Origin of the sequence: Mycobacterium aquaticum (assembly GCF_002086485.1) — a bacterium.
In the GTDB taxonomy this organism is placed as follows: Bacteria; Actinomycetota; Actinomycetes; order Mycobacteriales; family Mycobacteriaceae; genus Mycobacterium; species Mycobacterium aquaticum.
The window spans coordinates 249,479-266,992 of the sequence record NZ_MVHF01000002.1 but is presented as its reverse complement, the minus strand read 5'-3'; the positions used below and the strand labels follow the sequence as shown (position 1 = coordinate 266,992).

Below are 17,514 nucleotides of genomic sequence, written 5' to 3'. Positions count from 1 at the left end.
GGAGTCAATATGAGATTCAAGGCATTCGCCGCCGCTGCGCTACTCATCATGACCGGTGCCACTTCGGCGTGCTCGTCGGTGACCGGACTCGGCAGCAGCAGCGACGACAAGACGATCAAGTTCGTCTCGACCAACATCGCGGTCTACGAGGACACCACCAAGGCGCTGGCGGACGAGGTGGCCAAGCACGGCTACAAGCTTGACTACAAGTTCATCACCGATGGGCCCGAACTCAATTCAGCGGTCGAAAGTGGTGAAGCCGACGCCACATACCACCAGCATCAGGCTTATCTGGACTACTACAACCGGCAGTTCCACGGGAATCTCGTTGCCGCATTTCCCGCCTTCACCGATCCGAGTGGATTGTTCTCGAAGAAGTGGAAGTCGATCCAGGACCTGCCGAACGGAGCCGTCGTCACAGCGCACATCGACCCGTCGAACTTCTTCCGCACGTTCTTGATGCTGCAGGACGCGGGCCTGATCAAGCTGCGGCCAGGCGTCGACCCACTCGCGATCACCGACAAGGACATCGTCGAGAACCCGCGCAACATCAAGATCCAGGGCCTCGACTACGCCTTGCTGCCCAAGGCACTCGACGATGCCGACGCCGGCTTCCTCTACGGCTCGCAGGCCGCTGACATCGGAATCGACTACAACACCGCGCTTGTCAAGGAAGCCAAGTCGAGCCAGTCCCCCGACGTCATCGCGGTCAAGAACGGCCAGCAGGAGACCGAGAAGATCAAGGTGCTCAAGGAGTCCTACCAGAGTGACTCCGTGAAGAAGCAACTGCTGGACTCGTTCGGAGGCAGGGAAGTCCTCGTCCCCGCCTGGTAACCGGTGGGCGACAACCCGGCGTGCCGCAAATCCGCGCGCCGCGCGCCGGCACAAGCGGTCGAAGCTCGTGGTCAGACGGTTCCCCAGGCGGTCGCCGCCAGGAATCTCACGCAGCCTCTTTGTTTCGGTGTTTGCGTCGGCAACTCGGTGGGCACATTACTCGACGGTGAGGGCTGCGACGGGCTGCATCGAGGTCCTGCACAAGGCGATGCTTTGGACCGCAGCTACGGCGTTGAGCATCCCAGCGTCGTTCCCGTGTCGCCGATCAAACAGCCTCGCCATCTGTTTCCGTGCCAGGCGGCGAAGTGAGCTGCCGGACGAGACGAGTCGCCACAATGCGGAGTGGAATATTTGTGTTCTGACTTTCCCGACGCAACCGTGCAAAGGCCTCATCGGCATCGATGGCGTGCATGGCCATCAGCATTCCCTTGGCCTGTTCGATGGGGGCGCGGGTCTCCAAGGCTCGCTGCAGTCCGGTCGCCACATCATGGGCCGAACGGAAGCGTGCGAAATCACCGATCGCACGGGATACCGCTTCGGTCAGCAGGTCCAGGATTTCGACGTCGAAGCTGTCGAACGCCGAAGGAGACCGGCCATACAGGTTGAGTGACCCTAGGGTCTGATCCTCAGTTTTCAGTGGCGCGGCGAGAAAACTGAGAATGCCTTCGGCTTCGGCGGCGGCTGCGAAGCGCGGCCATGTGGCTGCGGCTTGACTGAAGTCCACGAGCACGATCTGGCCTGTGCGGGCGGCCTGCAGGCAAGGACCCTCGCCACAGTCGTACTGTTCGGTGTCGACCCGCAGAGTGCGCTGGTCGGTGTGCACAGCCGTATAGGTTCGTCTGGCCAGATCGATGGTCACGCCGGTGCTGTCGGCGCCGGGAATCGTCTGCTGGGCAATTTGGGCGAGGTTCTGCAGCAGGCTGAGCAGTTCGTCCTCATCGGCGACGGTGCGGCTTACTGCGAGTAGTCTCCGCCCGAGCTCGGTGGCGCTGATCTGCTGCTCCCCTGCGGCAGCGGCGACGACCAGGTCGGCCGCTTCGCTGGCATCCTGATTCGCCGTCTTCGCGGGAAGCGAGTCGTCGGTGCGCGGATCCGAGTACGTCATTTGACGAGTGTGGCATAACTGACGCACTGGTAACTACGAGTCCAGCGTTGGCCCTGCTTGCCGAGTCAGTCGATTGCCAGGCCGTCCAGAATGCGGTTGATCTCGCTGACGGCCTGCCGGTGGGCGGCCTTCTGATCGTCGGCGCGAGCGACGATCATCGCGGTTTCGCAGAGCGCTCCGTAGAGAAAGTGAGCGAGCGGTGCCGGCGGTCGCGGTGCGATGCGCCCGGCTTCGGCGGCCCGCGCGATGCCCAGCTGCATCATGTCCAGCAGCGGGCCCTCCAGTCGACGGACCTGCTCCCAGCCGATGGCGGTCAAGGCATCGAGCAGCACGATCCGCTGCAGTTCGGGATCGAGGCATTCGTCGAGGAAGGCGCGGCACCCGGCCTTGAACGCCTCCAACGGGTCCTTCTTGCGGGCGTACGCCTCGACGAGCGGCGTGGCCAACTGCTCCACCTCGCGCGTGAACACGGCCTCGAACAGCTGCCGCTTGCCGTCGAAGTGGTGATACACCGCACCCTTGGTCACCTTGGCCCGCGCCGCCACCGCGTCGAGCGATGTCGCGTCGTAGCCGTCCCGGGCGAACAGTTCGCGCGCGGCGTCGACGAGCGCGGCGGTGGTTGCCTCGGTCCGCTCGGCTTGAGTCCGTCTCGCCACCTTTGTCGCCACGGCTCGACCATAGCCGGTGTTCACCGTTGCGCCGGCTCCAAGGCGATCAGCGGCAGGACCCGATCGGTGAATCGCGTGTAGTGCTCGGCCTGCGGGTACATTTCGACGAACGCTCGCCATAGCCGCTTGCGGTCGGCGCCATCCAGCAGTCGCGGCCGTACCCGGATCCTGCGACGGCCCACCACGATCTCGCCCGCCCCGGCATCGCGCAGGTTGAGCCACCACGCGGGGGTCCGATCGGCGCCCGCGTTGGCCGCGAGAACAACGAATGCGTCGCCGTCACGCAGGTACAACACCGGCGTCGCACGCTTGGTACCGCTGCGCCTGCCGACGGTTTCGAGCACCATCACCGGCGCGCCTGCGAACCAGCGCGGTAGAAAGCGCCCGCCACTGATCTCATAGAGGCGCGCATGCATGCGGCTCATCGCTCGTTGCGCTGCCGGCCAGCGTCGCACCACCCGATTCGACTGGCGGGCAAGACTTTCCTGACTCACAGCACGTGGTAGATCCGGTAGTCGATGTGGTTGGGCGACAGGATGTTATAGCCGACCGCGACGACTTCGGACAGCCATGCGTAGCGCTCGTCGGAGGTCTCGAACTTCGGGGTCGTGCGGATGTAGGTCTCCTCGAACGGAAGTGCCTCGCCGGCGCCCAGCCGTTGCACGCCGTCAGCAGGAATCTTGATGACACCGCGGGATTCATAGTGAATGAGGGCACCGTCGTGCGTGCGCAACGTGGCTCGGACGTCGACGCGCCCAACGCCGTCGGCCCCGGCGATCAGCCAGTCTCCCCCTCCGGGCAGCAGTTCGCCGCGTAGCTTCGGTCCTTCGATGACACCGCCGGTCGTGATGAAGGTCAGACGTGCCCCAACCGGTGTCGGGATCGATTGTGCGGGTTGCAGGTTAACGTGCATGTCGAAGAGGTGCTCGACGGGCAGCGCGTCGACGAGGGGCAGTTGGTCAACAGGTGTTGCGGTGGTCATTTCGCAACTCCCAACGCCGCTTGGAGCTGCATCGCGTCGATGAAGGTGTCCTTGCGGGCCACCAAGCCGTCCGGTGACACGTTGACGACGTCGAGGCAGTCGAACCGGATGTCGCCGGAGATCAACGCCCAGTCGAGGATCCAGTGATCCTCGCCGTACAGCACGCGATAGGTCTCCCAGGTGAGGTCGGGGAATTGTTTGAAGATCGCGGCAAATGCGGCGCGGACGGCCTGACGACCGTGTACAGGCCCGGCACCAAGGTGCGACCAGAACTGGGTGTCCTCGCTGTGCAGCGCGACGATCGCGTCGGGATCGTGCGCGGCCCATGCGGCGAAGTACCGCTCCGAAATCACTCGCAGATCTTGAACTGTAGTTTGCATACTGTCAGTATGCAATAACCTACCTGCAGTATGCAAGTGTTATCGCGGGCGTAAAATGGCAGAGCGAGATGCACGCGTGCACTGGTCATCGGTGGTGTTCAAGAACGTCGCCCGTAATCGCATCCGCGTATCGCCACTTGCTCCCGAGCGGCCTTCGTTGCTCGCGTACAGAACGATGCGGGCACCAGTGGCGACGAGTTTCGGCAGACGGTGACATGGCCGACACCTTCAGGAACGCAGGAATTCGTTCCGATGCTGACTGACGAACTCCGTGAATGACATCGGCTCATGACCGATCAGCTCGGCCAGCCGATGGCGGTCGGGGGGAACCGGCGGCGCCGCCGACAGGTTGGACAGCATGGCTCCGATCGCCGATATGTGCTGGGCCATACCCGGATTGATCACCGAGCCCGCGGTGCCCGCGAGTTCGGCTTCCCATTGCTGCTGAGGTATGTGGGTGTAATGGACGGGACCGCCGATCTCAGTGCTGATCGCCGAGGCGATGTCACTGTGGCTGAGCAGTTCGGCGCCCGGTGGATACGAGACGGGGCCATCGGCGAACCGATCCGGGTCCACCAACGCCGCGACCGCCAGGTCGGCGGCGTCGCGTCCGCTGATCCACGGCACCCGGGCCGCCCCGAAGCTGTTGGCGAAGCCTCCGCGGGCCCGGATGGACGCACCGTGCAGGAGCAGAATGTTCTCGTAGAACAGGGCCGCCACCCGTAGCACCGTCGGCTTGAGCCCGGCCCAGGCGAGCACTTCTTCGGCCACGTAGTGAGCTCGTCCGAGTCCACTGGGGTTCTCCGCGGCCGCAGCGGCCATCGACATCACCACCAGATTCGGTGACAGTGCGGCCTCACGCAGAACGGAGGCCAGGTTCGCGGCGGCGGACGTGACGCCCGGCGCAACCGGATAGGCGAAGTAGACCCCGTCGATGCCATCGACAGCTGCACGAAGCGTCCGCCGATCCAGCAAGTCGCCGATCACCACCCTGGCGCCGTGGTCGCGCAATTCCTCGACCATGGGCCCGGCGGTGCGGACCATCACCCGCACGTGGTGGCCGTGGCCCAGTAGCCGCTCGACCATCCGTGCACCGGTTCGGCCATGGCGGCCGGTGGCGCCGAGTACCAGCGTCTGTTGCATAGAGCACCTCGTTGTCGTCGTTGGCGGGGTGGGACAGACAGAACCTATGAGAGTGACTACTATTATGCAAGTTACTCACCGGGTAGCGTTCAGTAGGCCGGCGATACGACGAGGAAAGAGGAGAGCCCTTGCGGCACACCAGTTTCGAGTCGATGGGCTGCCCGATCGCCGGAGCGTTGGACATGGTCGGCGACTGGTGGACGCTGGTGATCATGCGCGACGTGCTGGACGGGTTCACCCGATTCGACGAGTTGCAGCGCAATTTGGGCATCGCGCCGAACATGCTGACCCGCCGGCTCAAAGCCCTCGTCGAGGCCGGCCTGCTGCAGCGGCAGCAATACACGGCCACACCGAAACGGTTCGAATACCTGCCCACGCCTCGCGGTAAGGATCTCGCCGTAGTGATTGTCGCCCTGTACGCGTGGGGCGCAAAACACTCAGCTGTGGGAAACCGCCAGGTTGTGCTGGTCGATCAGGACAACGACGAGGAGATCGTTCCGGTCCTCACGGACCGAGCCAGCGGTCGACAGCTGTCGGCGATCAACACCGCATTCCTGCCAGGACCGGACGCCGATGCGTTCATGAAGGAGAGGCTCGACCCCACACTGCGCCAAGCACGTCGCCAACGGGCGCAGCCAGGCACCGAGGCCTGAGGCCGCTGCTCTACCGGTGTTGCGGGACTGCGATCGAGCGGGAACCCTTCATCGCCGGGGCCCACCCTGCGCTCAGCCGACATTCGAGGACGTGGCGAACGGATGGTCAGAAGGTGCGTGGGGTGTTGATCCACAGCACAACGGTCGGCGCGTCCTCGGTCGGATTGTCGAACGAATGCGCGCGTTTGCTGCTGAAAGCCATGGAATCCCCTGGGCCGAGGTAGAAATCGTCGCTTCCATCCAGACGCAGGTGTAGGCGTCCGGATAGGACAAACAGGAACTCTTCACCTTCATGGGAGATGGCGCCGTCGCTTCCGCAGCCGGGCTGAAAAGTGAATAGCAATGGTTCCAGGTTGCTGCCGGCCGTCGACATGTCTTCGATTCGGACGCCTTTGTCACTCTCGAGTACTCGGCGCGAGTCTGCTCGCACCAGGAGGTTCGGTGCTTCGTACGAGTCGGTCATCAAGCTGAGCACGTTCGTCTCGAACACCGCGCCGATCTTCTGCAATGAGGCAATCGATGGCGCTGCCCTGCCTCGCTCAACGGAACTGATGTACGAGGGACTCAGGCCAGTCATAGCGGCCACATCACGAAGGGTCAGGTCACGACTCTTGCGCAGGCTGCGAATAGTCTCCCCGACTCCTCGCGAATGGGCCGGCGCGGTTGCCCCGGCCGTGCGCGTGCCGCTGGAATCTACGGCGTCATCGAGGATGCGCCGCACCCCCTCCGCGTTGACGCCTCCAGCCATCAATGACTGGATCCGTCGCATCCGCTCAATGTCGGTAATCGTGAATATTCGGTACCCAGAGGAGGTACGCGAGGGACAGATCAGGCGCTGCTGCTCCCATTGACGTAGCTGCACCGGACTCGCACCGACCATTTGCGCGGCCTGCTGAATGTAGAGACCCTGCCCACTAGCAGCTTCCACCGGGCCGGGCGAACCGTTCCCGTTGGGACCGCCGACGTCCGAGGTCACTGACTTTCTACCCACCTGCTTGGTCTACCCCATCTCACAACGTGCTAGTTGCGCAATCCAGCGTAGACGCCTCGCGCAGACGAAATCCCCTGCAGACACGGCCTACGGGCGGCCTGATAGCAACCGATTCCAGTCGAGATGAACTGACACACATTGACCCTTGAACGTGTGCCACATCACGGAGTACTGTCTGTGCTCTAACCTTCACCAACTCCACTAACCTCCTTCCGGTCTGGAAATAGGCATACAACCTTGATGAACTTTCAGAAGGTTAGAACACTTTCAACTCTGATCAACAGAACGGATCGTCATGAAAACGCGTGAGCAATACCAGCGGTTGACCCACTCGCTGCATTGGGATCCCACCTATGTGGGTGAGGACGCCTACATTCCAGAGGAGTGGCGCACGGCGTGCACCATGCCGGACTGGAAGAAGTTCAACGACCCGTTCCAGATCCTGTTCGAGGACTACATCCGGATCCAGGCGGAAAAGGAAGACAAGTTCCACGCCGTGCGCGATGCCGGTGCCCGATTCGGCCACATTAACCGGGTGGATCCGCGGTGGGTGGAAGCGATGAAATCGTTCAACACCGCGCTGACCTACAGCGAGTACTACAACTACCGCGGACACGTGCGGGTGGCACGGTTCGCGCCCGCGCCTGCGATCCGCATCGCGTCGATGGTGCAAGCCATGGACGAGCGTCGCCACGCCGAAGAAGCGGTCTACCAAGCCAAGGATTACGTCAAGCATCACGAGAGCGGCTTCCTCCTGCCGAAGGACCGCATCGCGTTCTTCGAGCGGCACTGGTACTTCCAGGGTGACCGATCGTTTTTCGAGGACCTGATCACCACTGATCCGATCGAGGCGATCATTGGCACCAATCTGGTGTTCGAGACGGCCTTCACCAACCTGCTGTTCATCGCAGCACCCGCAGCGGGAGTTGCCAACGGGGACTATGGATTTGGGCAAGCGCACCTGACCATCCAGAGCGATGAGACACGTCACATGGCGCTGGGTCAGTCGGTGGCGCGCGCGCTGCTGCAAAGCGATACCGGCAACCTGCCGCTGATTCAGGACTGGATGGACAAGTGGTTCTGGCGCTGTCACCGGCTGCTGCTGGCCGTGGTGGGGCCGGTGCTCGATTACTTCCCGAAGACCAAGCCGATCTCCTACAAGGAAGCATTCCGGCGCTATGTCCTCGAGGATTTCATCGAGGGCTACGTGTCCGAACTGTCGCAGTTCGGGTTGAAGCCCCCGAGGCACTTGCAGCAGGCGCTGGCTGAGATCGAGCACGGCTCGCACAGCATCTGGCGCAACCTGTATGCAAGCCGTGACCAGTTGTGGTTCGACGTACACCAACCCACCAACGATGATCTTGAGTGGCTGCACGAGAAGTACCCCGCGTTCGGCGAACACCACGCACCGTTCTGGCGCGCAGTAGCAGACGGCGCCAACGTCGATGCCGACCGGCTGCCGATGGTCTGCGACGTCTGCAAGTTCCCCTGCGTCTTCCCGCATCCGGCCAACGCGATTGCTCTGCCCGTTGATCACGACGGTCAGCGGTACTGGCTCTGCTCAGAGGGCTGCCGGTGGATCTTCGAACGCGAACCTAACAAGTACAGCCGCACCACTGAACCCTCAGCACTGCTGCTCGCCGACAAGGATCCCGCCTGGGTCGCGCAGTTCCTCAACATCAGCCCGGACGGAACGCCACTCGGCGGCACTCATGCTCCTGAAGGTTACTTCCCCGCAATGGCTGTCCCGGCCACCATCTGACCAAAACCCCAGACAGTAAAGGAGATTCCTGAAGATGCTGGTCTATTCCCGTGTGCTCGACGAAGCGGCACCCGAAGCGTTCGTCCTAGCGGATGACGATCCAACAATCGCGGACCTGTTGGCCGAAGTCGGGGCATCCCGCGCGGCGCAGGGCCGCCTCATCGAACTCGATCTCGACGGGGTCGTGCCGGGCACCAAACTGCGCGATCTAGGTATCGGCGACGGCGACTTGGTAACCGTGCGGGCCACGGGTGAACCGGCATTCGACACCGCGCCGACACCCAAGCCTACGATCGACGTCGATACGCTCCGGCAGCCCGCCAGCAAGCGCCGCCTCAACGAATACGAGGAGGTCACGCGCCTCCTACAGTGGCACGAACCGTTTCACATCGACGGTGGTAGGCCCGCGCAGAAGGTCTGGGCGGATGACAGCACTACGCTACGATGCTCGGATTGGGAGGCCTACCGGACACCCGACAAGCTGTATTACCGCACCTACACAACGCGGCAAGCACGCGCCGGGCGCAGCGTAGCCACTGCTTTCGAATTCGCAGAGCACGACAAGCAACTTGCCTCCGTCGATCCCGCGCGAATCGAATTGTTGCGCAACGTCGTTGGGGTGCTGCAGTACCCGGACTGGGGCCTTTGTGTAACCCATCAACAGACCACTCGGTTCGCGCTTTCCTCGTGGATTGCTGGTGCCACCTCGTTCATGATGTTCGACGAGTTGCGACATGCGCAGCTCTACGGTCGGCTCGCGCTGGCGTACGGCGAGCATCACGACGGTTTCGACGATCCCCGCCCCGCGTGGATGGAAGCGTCGCGGTTCCAGCCCACTCGACGCATCATCGAGGAAATCATGGCGACCTTGGACTGGGGCAAAGCCATCGTGCTCGCCGACCTCATAGTCGAACCACTCCACACCGCCGCCGCACACGGCCTGCTGACGACCTGCAGCCTGGCGGCCGGAGATGGACTGACTCCCTTCGTGTGCCGCTCGATCGAGGACGACAAGGTCCGTCACCGCGAAAGCGCTGTCGCGTTCCTTCGGTTGCTCACCGACGATACGGCACACGCCGAGCACAACCGGGCTCTGATCAACGACTGGGTCACGGACCTGTTGCCACGGGCGTACGCGGCTGCAATCACCCTCCTCGGCGACGACACAGCCAGCGACCCTGACGAAGCCCTTGCCGAAGCGGCAACCTGGATCAACGCGCAGTTCACCGATGCTGGAATCGTCACTCCAACAGTGGGTCCCGTGAAGGTAGAGGTTCCCGCATGAGCGCCCGGGTCTCCCGATCGGTCGTGGGCATCGAGATGATGGCCGGCGAGGAAGCCGATGCGATCGTCGCCGCCGTCCTGCAAGACGTCCCGGACGCATCGGTGGTGCCGATGCCTGGTCTAGTGCTGCTCGATGTCCCTGACCGCATGGTCATCCACGCGTCGGCGGTGTCGGAGCACCTCGGACGGGACTGGGACTCCCGCGACCTCAACCAGGTCGTGTCGGCCTACCGCGGCTACTTCAGCCGGTGGGATGACGAACAAGTCGTCCTGTCCTGGGATCCCGACGACCAAGGAGATGCATCCCATGTTTGATGATGTCCGCTCCGATGACCGCATCATCCACGTTTGCGTCAACATGGACTGCGCGATGCGGGGGTCCGAAGCCCTGCGGGATCGACTCCGCGAAATCGTCGATGAGACCGGCGTGGACGTAGAGGTCAATGACTACATCTGTTTCGCCGCCTGCGAGCAGGGCCCCAATCTGCTCATCGAGCACGAGCGCGCTTTTTACAGTGAAGTCGGCCCTGAGCATGCTCGGGCGATCGTTGAACACGCGGAGGGAGGTGCTGCGGTCGAAGCCATCGACCGCAGCGACTCCTTCCTCGCCCGCAAGATCTTCAACATGCTCGACGCCGGGTTCAAACCCGGCGACCTGAGCCTATCCGCAGAGTAGGCCTGATGCCGACACGTGAGGCGCTCCTGCCGCCCCAACGCCTCGACCGCACAGACTATCTCAGGCACGAAGGCTACCTGGCGCTGCGGTACGTCATCGCTGAACCGAGCCGGGCTCAGGAGGCGTTGAGGTCGACGCCCTTAACCGGGCTCGGCGGTGCGCACTTTGCATTCGCACGCAAAATAGCTGGTGTCCTTTCGGTTCCAGCACCACGCGTCGTGGTGTGTAACGCGGCCGAGGATGAACCGGGTAGCCGCAAAGACCGAGCCCTCCTGGAACGCAACCCTCACATCGTCATCGAAGGGGCGATGATCGCCGCTGCGGCGATCGATGCCGGCGACATCGTGATGTACGTCAGCCAGGCGGCCGGCATCGAGCTCGACAGCTTGTTGGCGGCACTCGATGAAGTGCGCGGCAGCTTCACACTCGCGCAGCGAATACGGATCGAATTGGCCGACGAACGCTACGTCTCCGGCGAAGCCACCGCTGCGGTGAATTCGATCAACGGCGGTGACCCCAAGCCGACCGGCCAGCCCCCGTATCCGACTGAACGTGGGGTCGATGGGCTGCCCACGGTGGTAACCAACTGCGAGACGCTCGCGAATCTGCCACGGATCATCCGAGCAGCGTGGGTTGATGATCAGCCAGTGTGGACACGACTGACGACTGTCACAGGCGACATCAGGACGGCCGGGGTCTACGAGATCGACCCCTACACGGACACGTTCGCCGACTTGTTCGCCCGCGCCGGCGGCATAACTGGATCGGGCCAGTTGAAAGCGTTCCAGCCGGGCGGACCATCGAGCCGGTTTCTGGGTGTTGCGGACGCAGAGATCCTGATCGCCAACGATTCCATCCGCGCAGCCGGCTCTCAGCCGGGCTGCCTGGCGATCAGGGTCATCTCCACGAGTTCCTGCCTTGTGGAGATCTGCGAAGAGATCACCGGGTTCTTCAGCCGCGAACAGTGCGGACAATGCCCACCCTGCCGCATGAAGACCCAGAGCTATCACCGCACACTGCAGCAGATCGAAACGGCCTCTGGCGGTTGGGATCTCCTCGACAAGCTCAAGATCATCGAGGAGTTCGTCGTCGACATGCCACACCGGTGCTCGTTGATCGACATGCCAACAGCCCCGGTTGATTCCGCACGCACCTTATTCCCCCAGGATTTCGCTGCCCACATCGAACACGGCTCGTGCGCGGTGCCTGCGGCGACGGTCAACAACCCCACAGCAAGGAGCCTATGAAAAATGAGCACTGAGTCACCCCTTCAAAGCGGTGGCGTGGACCAAGTCGGCCAGATCGAGACACGTGGCGTCGACTACATCCCCGAAACCGAGCGGCACTCACGCCCCAGAGAGCTGTTCAACGTCTTCTTTGGTACCCAATTATGCTTTGGCATAATTGTTTTGGGATACATCCCGGTGTCCTTGGGCCTCGGCTGGTGGGGTTCGATTACCTCCACGCTCGCCGGACTGGCTCTCGGATCGGCACTGTTTGCGCCCCTGGCTCTGTTAAGCACCCGCACCGGCACCAATAGTGCGGTCAGCAGCGGCGCGCACTTCGGCGTGGTCGGCCGTATCGTGGGCTCGCTCGTCGGCATCTTCACCGCGATCGGGTTCTATGCACTCACGGTGTGGACCGGCGGACAGGCCCTGGTCGAAGGGTTGCACAAGCTGATCGGAATACCCAACGGCGGTGGCCAATTCGTGGTCGCCTACGCCGTCATGGCGGCTCTAACACTGGTCGTGGCCATCTATGGGCACGCCAATGTCGTCCTCGCTAACCGACTTCTCGTGCCCACGATGGGCATCCTGCTCATTATCGGCGTGATCATTCTCGCACCCAAGTTCAGAATGGCCGCGCCGCACGATGTGCTGCTGGGGAGCTACGGGGCCACGTGGTTGCTATCTGCGACCGCCGCTGCCTCGCTACCCATTTCGTATTCGCCCTACATCGGTGACTACACCCGCTACATTTCGGCCAAGAAATGGAGTTCCAGCCGCATCGTTGGTTCCGCCTTCATCGGTATGTTCCTGGGCACCTCGGTGGCACTGTGCTTCGCCATCTACGCCGCAATGACTTTCCCCGCCGACGCGACCGACTGGGTTGCCGGACTGGTCAACGTGTCCCCCATGGCGTTCACCGCCGCGATCGTCATCATCGCGCTGATCGGATCCTGCGCCCAGGGCGCGCTGTGTGTGTACGGTACCGGCCTGGATACCTCCTCGATCTTCCCCTCTCTGAAGCGAATTCCCGCCACACTGCTCATCGGAGGGGCCGGCACCGCACTGGTCTACATCGGGTCGTTTGTCTACAACCTCGTGTCCGCGGCCACAGCCTTCCTCATCATCCTGCTCGTCGTCACCGCACCATGGCTGGCCATCAACCTCATCGGCTACCTGCTCACTGGCGGCAAGTACTACGCCCAGGACCTCCAGGTATTCAACATGCAGCCGCGGATCACCGGCGGAGCCTACTGGTTCACTCGCGGCTGGAACATCGCGGCAATGCTCGCGTGGATCCCGGCCACAGCCATCGGCATGCTTTTTGTCAATACCACCCTCTACGTAGGCCCATGGGCTAATGCTGCAGGTGGTGCCGACCTGAGCTTCATCTCGGCCGCAGTGATCGGCAGCCTGCTCTACGCGACGCTGGTCCGCATGATTCCAAACAGCATCGTGGCCCCCCCGACGGTCAGCGAAGCGGACGACGCGCGGCGGATTGCGGCCCTGATCGAATCCGCTCCCACCCGCACAACAGAATCAGTCCCGCCACGGGTCGCGACGGCGCAACCTGACTTGACCTAGCCAACATCAATCTCCGCCCTCCGCACAGTATCCCACCAAGTAGGAGAAGTTAAATGACAACTACCGAGAAGCGCACCTACCCGAAGTTCGGTGCCGCCATCATGCAACGCAATGTGCGGGTGGTCGATCTGACCCGCGAAATCTTCGAAGGAATGCCGATGTGGTTCGGCCATCAGAAGACATTCATCAACACCAATCAAACTCACGAGCAGTTCCGGACCACCTATAACACTCACCTCGGCTTTGAAGCGCACAACTTGCTCATCAGCGAACACGCCGGTACGCATACCGACGCGGTGTTCGAATATGACCCCAACGGCCCGACTCTCGACAAGTCACCCCTGGAGTACTACTACGGGGAGGCGATCTGCCTGGACCTGCGCGGTGTGCAGTATCCGGATTACATCACTGCCGGAGATCTGCAGACCGCCCTCGACCGAAGCGGTCAACGAATCAACCAGGGCGACACCGTGATCCTCTACACCGGATACGGCGACGCCACCTACCCCGAGCTGGCGTACACGGAAAAGCACACGGGCTTGAATCGCGAGGCCGCGCTGTGGCTCGCAGAGAAGGGCGTTGTGAATATCGGCGTGGACAATGTAGCCATTGATCATGCCGACGACACCGAGTTTTCCGGGCACGTCGTTTGCGGAGAATACGGAATCGTTAACACCGAAGGACTGGCCAACCTGGAACAGGTTGTCAACCAACGATTCCTGTACTTTGGACTGCCGCTCTACATCAGGAACGGCACCGGTTCACCGATCCGTGCCATCGCCGTCTTCCAAGACTAGTCGAACTGCCAAACAGTAAGGGAGAAAATAACAATGACTGGAGTAGAGCAAGTCTTCGGGCAGACCCGGCAGCGTCTGATGCCGGCCGGGTCTTGGGATTGGCACGTTCCCACACCATTCTCGCAGGGCTGGAAAGTTGGCAGCCTGGTCTTTGTCGGCGGGCAGCTGTCTGCCGACGAGCACGGAAATGTCGTCGGGGCCGACGACATCGAAGTCCAGACCCGCAACGTGTTTGAGGCGATTACCCGCGTGCTCGAAGAAGGCGGCGCCACCTGGCGCGATGTCGTCAAACTCAACACCTACTACGTCTGCAACGAAACTGGGGACGCCGTGCAGGAATTCTGGGAGAAGATGACTCGCATACGACTGGAATACTTGCCGATGCCAGGTCCGGTTGGCACCGCGGTTCGAGTTGCTGGGCTGATGTATGACGGCTTCCTCATCGAAGCAGAAGCGATCGCCGTCGTCGGCAGCGGTGAGGCCGTTCAGCTGTCATGACGTCTCAAACCGCTGACACGGGGGCATTGTCCGACGTCGCGCAGTTGGCGCAGCAACTCATACGGATAAACACCTCCAATCCGGGCCATGCCGAAAGACCTGCCGCCCAGCTTGTTGCCGATCATCTGGCCGATCTCGGTGTCCCCGTGCAGTGGTTTGAACCGGACCCTGGCAGATGCAGCGTCGTAGCACGGGTGAAAGGAGATGACTCGCGACTACCGGCACTGCTACTTCACGCTCATCTCGATGTGGTTCCCGCGATCGAAAGTGACTGGCAGAGGGATCCGTTCGGCGGTGAGTCGCACGACGGGTACTTATGGGGTCGCGGGGCGGTGGACATGAAGGGCGCCGTCGCAATCATTCTCGACACCGTGCGCGGCCTGATACGTCGAGGGCAGCGGCCGCGCCGCGATCTCGTCCTGGCCTTTTTCGCCGACGAAGAAGCCGGCGGAGAACTCGGCGCAGGTCACGTCACCCGCACCAACCCACAGCTGTTCGCCGACTGCCGCGAAGCCATTGGCGAAGTCGGAGGGTTCAGCCACACTCTCGATAAACATCACCGCGCATACTTCGTGGCCACCGGCGAGAAAGGAGTGCTGTGGGCGCGCGTCGTAGCCGAGGGACGAGCCGGCCATGGAAGCATGATCAACCCGAACAACCCCGTCATGCTGCTCGCTGCTGCGCTCACCCGAATAGGACGTAATGCAAACTCGTCCTACATCCTCAAACCCACTACGACTGCGATGTTCGACAAGTTGCGTCAGACCCTCGATACCCCCGAGGCCTGCGAAACCGAACTACTGGCGCGCATGGGTCCACTGCACAGGATGATGAGCGCCAGCCTGACCAACACGGTCAACGCCACACAACTAGCGGCCGGCTATAAGACCAATGTCGTGCCAGCGATAGCCACCGGAACCATCGATGCTCGCTTCCTACCCGGAGAGCAAGAGATTTTCCGAAAAGAACTGGAGGCGCTCGCCGGCGATCGAGTAAGGTTCGAACGAATCTACGAGGGGGCAGCTTTGGAAGCCACCCTCGAAACCGAGCTGATTGCCGCCATCGCAACATCGCTACGTCGCGAGGATACCACCGCCGTAGCGATCCCCTACATGAGCACAGCCTTCACTGACGCGAAATGGTTGGCACCGCTAGGTATTCAATGCTATGGCTTCACGCCGATGCAGCTGCCGGACGACCTCGACTTCACCGCACTGTTCCACGGCGTCGATGAGCGAGTGCCCGTGAGCGCCCTCGAGTTCGGCGTCCGCGTGTTCGACACATTGCTCGCAACGTACTAAACGGTGCAAATCCCATGCCCCTTCGGACCTCACCTTAGGTCAGCTGCGGAGCGCGCTAGCGAAGACCACCACCTAATCTCGGAAAGGTATGCATTACGGCCTCTTTCTGTAACTGGTCTCGGCAGAAACGTCGCCGGTGTGTTGCCGTAGCTAGAAGATGTTCGGTTAAAAGTCCCGGCTCGCACCGGCGGGCGGGCGCTTTTCTACGTCATGCGATTCGTTACGCCACCGCCGTGCAACGTAGCTTCGGACTACACGGGCTACACGATGACTCCAGCGCGGGCAGTTCAGTTGATGATCTCGCCACGTTCACTGGAACGGAGTGCAGACAGTCGTTCCCGCCACATCTGCAGTTGCTCGGGTGTGAGTCGCGTCCACTCGGTGACCTCGCGGACAATCCGCAGCGGGGCCGTACTGCGGTATGACCGAGTGGGGTTGCCGGGGAACTTCTTGTCGGTCACGTTCGGGTCGTTCTCGAACTCTCCGGTTGGCTCAACTTGGTACACCCGCGGAAGGCGGTGGCCCTCGGCGATTTCCGCGGCGATTTCCGCCGCCAGGCCGGCTCCATCAACCAGCGCGGTGAAGTAGATGTGGTTCATCACGATCTCGGGACGGTAGTTCGACCGACGCCCCGCGGTGAGGAGCTCACCCACATTCAGTTCCGCGGTTGTGCCATGGAAGAACGGACCTTCATCGAGCGATTGGGACACACAAAATCCTTTGAACGAACTGCTGAGACGCGCAAGCATGCAACACCGCCCGGGCCTTGCCGCAAGCCCCCCATCACGCCGTATCCTGAAGGTAGAGGGGCGGAGTTCGTGTATGGCTCACGGGACGGCCCGACTCCAGGAGCCTTAGTACAGCGCAGACAGTGTCATCGCGACGAACACTGTGCCGATCAGTCCAACGTAGGCACGGGCGTGGACGATGTCGGGGATCGTCATCCCGTAGCGCCGCAACACAACCACCACCGGTGTAGCACCCAGCAGCAGCGCGGCCGCAGAGGTAACGTCCACCGATGCGATCAGCGGTACAAACGCGGGTGCTGTGATGGCGATCGTCATCGGATTGGCAATAGCTGTAGCCGATTCCATGGAGTGGCCGGCTCGACGCAGCAACGGGACGGTGAGCACGCTGCCACCAACTCCGAGAAACGCTGCCACCGCGCCAACCGGGAGCCCGAATCCGGCTCGAATAGACCGACGTTCGGCGGCCACACCGACTGGGCGGACGAAACCTGGCCGAACGACGGCGTCGATGAGGGTTATACCGAGGTACGCCACGAATGCCCACCGCCCTAGTTCGGCCGGTGCGACTCGTGCGGCCAGGCCGCCTACCACCCCGCCTACGGCCAGCAGTGCCAGTAGAACACGTTTCCCGCGCAGGCTCGCGAGGATCTCGCGGCGGGTCGAAGCGGTGGCAATCATTGAAGCAGCGAAGACTACGACGGCCGATGTGGCCACTGCGGTTCGCATCGCCTCAGAGCCGAGTTCGGCATCGGCCCACACGATGACCGGAACAGTCACGAACCCGCCGCCAAACCCAAACAACACCGTCGTGACGCCCGAAAGCGCGCCGATGACGACCAGGATCTCAAAGGTCACGCTCTCATCGAACTGTCTCGGGATGT

The 17,514-nt window shown here is 62.3% G+C and carries 20 protein-coding genes; 11 read left to right on the top strand and 9 right to left on the bottom strand.

What is annotated here, in order from left to right:
* Positions 1-9: 9 nt before the first annotated feature.
* Positions 10-834: a MetQ/NlpA family ABC transporter substrate-binding protein gene (locus tag BST13_RS03100; protein ID WP_083160497.1), complete on the top strand. Its 825-nt coding sequence runs from the start codon at positions 10-12 to the stop codon at positions 832-834.
* A gap of 265 nt (positions 835-1,099) precedes the next feature.
* On the opposite strand, the gene BST13_RS03095 is transcribed toward BST13_RS03100, so the two are convergent.
* The 6 genes from BST13_RS03095 to BST13_RS03070 form a co-directional block, all read right to left on the bottom strand.
* The gene (locus BST13_RS03095) at positions 1,100-1,939 is read right to left on the bottom strand and encodes a GAF and ANTAR domain-containing protein (RefSeq protein WP_083160495.1); all 840 of its coding nucleotides are present in this window, start codon (positions 1,937-1,939) and stop codon (positions 1,100-1,102) included.
* A gap of 65 nt (positions 1,940-2,004) precedes the next feature.
* On the bottom strand, positions 2,005-2,595 hold the full coding sequence (locus BST13_RS03090; protein ID WP_245839293.1) for a TetR/AcrR family transcriptional regulator: 591 nt from the start codon (positions 2,593-2,595) through the stop codon (positions 2,005-2,007).
* 32 nt (positions 2,596-2,627) lie between these two features.
* The gene (locus BST13_RS03085; RefSeq protein ID WP_083160493.1) at positions 2,628-3,032 is read right to left on the bottom strand and encodes a nitroreductase/quinone reductase family protein; all 405 of its coding nucleotides are present in this window, start codon (positions 3,030-3,032) and stop codon (positions 2,628-2,630) included.
* A 65-nt stretch (positions 3,033-3,097) separates the two neighbouring features.
* Complete coding sequence (locus BST13_RS03080; RefSeq protein WP_083160491.1) at positions 3,098-3,589, bottom strand: DUF3237 domain-containing protein; 492 nt, start codon at positions 3,587-3,589, stop codon at positions 3,098-3,100.
* Entirely contained in the window at positions 3,586-3,969 is a 384-nt protein-coding gene (locus BST13_RS03075; RefSeq protein ID WP_083160489.1) for a nuclear transport factor 2 family protein, read from the bottom strand. Before BST13_RS03075 ends, BST13_RS03080 begins: the two co-directional genes overlap by 4 nt.
* A 228-nt stretch (positions 3,970-4,197) precedes the next feature.
* On the bottom strand, positions 4,198-5,112 hold the full coding sequence (locus tag BST13_RS03070) for an NmrA family NAD(P)-binding protein (RefSeq protein ID WP_083160487.1): 915 nt from the start codon (positions 5,110-5,112) through the stop codon (positions 4,198-4,200).
* 128 nt (positions 5,113-5,240) lie between these two features.
* Here BST13_RS03070 and BST13_RS03065 point away from each other — a divergent pair, with 128 nt between their 5' ends.
* Positions 5,241-5,765, top strand: a complete 525-nt coding sequence (locus tag BST13_RS03065; protein ID WP_142282715.1) for a winged helix-turn-helix transcriptional regulator — start codon at positions 5,241-5,243, stop codon at positions 5,763-5,765.
* A 106-nt stretch (positions 5,766-5,871) separates the two neighbouring features.
* On the opposite strand, the gene BST13_RS03060 is transcribed toward BST13_RS03065, so the two are convergent.
* Complete coding sequence (locus tag BST13_RS03060) at positions 5,872-6,741, bottom strand: cupin domain-containing protein (RefSeq protein ID WP_142282714.1); 870 nt, start codon at positions 6,739-6,741, stop codon at positions 5,872-5,874.
* A gap of 310 nt (positions 6,742-7,051) precedes the next feature.
* Here BST13_RS03060 and BST13_RS03055 point away from each other — a divergent pair, with 310 nt between their 5' ends.
* From BST13_RS03055 to BST13_RS03015, 9 genes are read left to right on the top strand one after another with little or no spacing between them, the layout of a single operon-like run.
* Entirely contained in the window at positions 7,052-8,518 is a 1,467-nt protein-coding gene (locus BST13_RS03055; RefSeq protein WP_083160481.1) for a ferritin family protein, read from the top strand.
* 34 nt (positions 8,519-8,552) lie between these two features.
* Positions 8,553-9,803 carry a ferritin family protein gene (locus BST13_RS03050; RefSeq protein ID WP_083160479.1) on the top strand — a complete coding sequence of 417 codons (1,251 nt, stop codon included), beginning with the start codon at positions 8,553-8,555 and terminating at the stop codon, positions 9,801-9,803.
* Entirely contained in the window at positions 9,800-10,117 is a 318-nt protein-coding gene (locus BST13_RS03045) for an MmoB/DmpM family protein (RefSeq protein WP_083160477.1), read from the top strand. The genes BST13_RS03050 and BST13_RS03045 overlap by 4 nt, the downstream gene beginning before the upstream one ends.
* Positions 10,110-10,478 (top strand): (2Fe-2S) ferredoxin domain-containing protein, encoded by a 369-nt coding sequence (locus BST13_RS03040; RefSeq protein ID WP_158087103.1) that lies wholly within the window; start codon positions 10,110-10,112, stop codon positions 10,476-10,478. Before BST13_RS03045 ends, BST13_RS03040 begins: the two co-directional genes overlap by 8 nt.
* 5 nt (positions 10,479-10,483) lie before the next feature.
* Positions 10,484-11,725, top strand: coding sequence for an NADH-ubiquinone oxidoreductase-F iron-sulfur binding region domain-containing protein (locus BST13_RS03035; RefSeq protein WP_083160473.1), 1,242 nt, complete (start codon positions 10,484-10,486; stop codon positions 11,723-11,725).
* 3 nt (positions 11,726-11,728) lie between these two features.
* Positions 11,729-13,288, top strand: coding sequence for a purine-cytosine permease family protein (locus BST13_RS03030; protein WP_083160471.1), 1,560 nt, complete (start codon positions 11,729-11,731; stop codon positions 13,286-13,288).
* A gap of 53 nt (positions 13,289-13,341) precedes the next feature.
* A complete protein-coding gene (locus BST13_RS03025) occupies positions 13,342-14,085 on the top strand; it encodes a cyclase family protein (RefSeq protein WP_211295993.1) in 744 nt (247 codons plus the stop codon).
* A gap of 33 nt (positions 14,086-14,118) precedes the next feature.
* The gene (locus BST13_RS03020; RefSeq protein WP_083160469.1) at positions 14,119-14,583 is read left to right on the top strand and encodes a RidA family protein; all 465 of its coding nucleotides are present in this window, start codon (positions 14,119-14,121) and stop codon (positions 14,581-14,583) included.
* On the top strand, positions 14,580-15,884 hold the full coding sequence (locus tag BST13_RS03015) for a M20/M25/M40 family metallo-hydrolase (RefSeq protein ID WP_083160467.1): 1,305 nt from the start codon (positions 14,580-14,582) through the stop codon (positions 15,882-15,884). Before BST13_RS03020 ends, BST13_RS03015 begins: the two co-directional genes overlap by 4 nt.
* A 287-nt stretch (positions 15,885-16,171) precedes the next feature.
* Here BST13_RS03015 and arr read toward each other — a convergent pair whose 3' ends face one another.
* Together arr and BST13_RS03005 are read right to left on the bottom strand one after the other, a co-directional pair.
* Complete coding sequence (gene arr, locus BST13_RS03010) at positions 16,172-16,633, bottom strand: NAD(+)--rifampin ADP-ribosyltransferase (protein WP_425436968.1); 462 nt, start codon at positions 16,631-16,633, stop codon at positions 16,172-16,174.
* Between the two features lie 105 nt (positions 16,634-16,738).
* On the bottom strand, positions 16,739-17,488 hold the full coding sequence (locus tag BST13_RS03005) for a sulfite exporter TauE/SafE family protein (RefSeq protein ID WP_245839292.1): 750 nt from the start codon (positions 17,486-17,488) through the stop codon (positions 16,739-16,741).
* Positions 17,489-17,514 lie beyond the last annotated feature (26 nt).

Coding starts and splice junctions, on each gene's coding strand:
- BST13_RS03100 (WP_083160497.1), top strand. CDS start 10: ATGAGATTCAAGGCATTCGCCGCCGCTGCGCTACTCATCATGACCGGT.
- BST13_RS03095 (WP_083160495.1), bottom strand. CDS start 1,939: ATGACGTACTCGGATCCGCGCACCGACGACTCGCTTCCCGCGAAGACG.
- BST13_RS03085 (WP_083160493.1), bottom strand. CDS start 3,032: ATGAGCCGCATGCATGCGCGCCTCTATGAGATCAGTGGCGGGCGCTTT.
- BST13_RS03080 (WP_083160491.1), bottom strand. CDS start 3,589: ATGACCACCGCAACACCTGTTGACCAACTGCCCCTCGTCGACGCGCTG.
- BST13_RS03075 (WP_083160489.1), bottom strand. CDS start 3,969: ATGCAAACTACAGTTCAAGATCTGCGAGTGATTTCGGAGCGGTACTTC.
- BST13_RS03070 (WP_083160487.1), bottom strand. CDS start 5,112: ATGCAACAGACGCTGGTACTCGGCGCCACCGGCCGCCATGGCCGAACC.
- BST13_RS03055 (WP_083160481.1), top strand. CDS start 7,052: ATGAAAACGCGTGAGCAATACCAGCGGTTGACCCACTCGCTGCATTGG.
- BST13_RS03050 (WP_083160479.1), top strand. CDS start 8,553: ATGCTGGTCTATTCCCGTGTGCTCGACGAAGCGGCACCCGAAGCGTTC.
- BST13_RS03045 (WP_083160477.1), top strand. CDS start 9,800: ATGAGCGCCCGGGTCTCCCGATCGGTCGTGGGCATCGAGATGATGGCC.
- BST13_RS03040 (WP_158087103.1), top strand. CDS start 10,110: ATGTTTGATGATGTCCGCTCCGATGACCGCATCATCCACGTTTGCGTC.
- BST13_RS03035 (WP_083160473.1), top strand. CDS start 10,484: ATGCCGACACGTGAGGCGCTCCTGCCGCCCCAACGCCTCGACCGCACA.
- BST13_RS03030 (WP_083160471.1), top strand. CDS start 11,729: ATGAGCACTGAGTCACCCCTTCAAAGCGGTGGCGTGGACCAAGTCGGC.
- BST13_RS03025 (WP_211295993.1), top strand. CDS start 13,342: ATGACAACTACCGAGAAGCGCACCTACCCGAAGTTCGGTGCCGCCATC.
- BST13_RS03020 (WP_083160469.1), top strand. CDS start 14,119: ATGACTGGAGTAGAGCAAGTCTTCGGGCAGACCCGGCAGCGTCTGATG.
- BST13_RS03015 (WP_083160467.1), top strand. CDS start 14,580: ATGACGTCTCAAACCGCTGACACGGGGGCATTGTCCGACGTCGCGCAG.
- arr (WP_425436968.1), bottom strand. CDS start 16,633: ATGCTTGCGCGTCTCAGCAGTTCGTTCAAAGGATTTTGTGTGTCCCAA.